At 64.5% G+C, this 262-nt stretch carries 1 protein-coding gene; it reads right to left on the bottom strand.

Annotated features, from left to right (window positions below):
• On the bottom strand, positions 1 to 262 hold a 262-nt coding region (locus AC0IYH_RS32190; protein ID WP_471838378.1), incomplete at both ends, for a 3,4-dihydroxy-2-butanone-4-phosphate synthase.

Raw genomic sequence — 262 nt, 5'->3', positions numbered from 1 at the left:
CAGCGGAAAGATATGGCCGGGGCTGACGATGTCTTCGGCAACCGCGTTCTTCGCGGCAGCAGCCTGCACGGTGCGGGCACGGTCAGCGGCGGAAATGCCGGTGGTGACGCCCTCGGCGGCTTCGATGGAGACGGTGAACTTGGTGCCAAAGCCGGAACCGTTGCGCGGTGCCATGAGCGGCAGCTTGAGGGTTTCGCAGCGTTCACGGGTCATCGGCATGCAGATCAGGCCACGGGCAAAGCGCGCCATGAAGTTGATGTGC

This window comes from Pseudomonas sp. AC463, from assembly GCF_979253585.1.
Note: the sequence above shows the minus strand (reverse complement) of the source record. Positions and strands in the feature narration are given on the sequence as shown.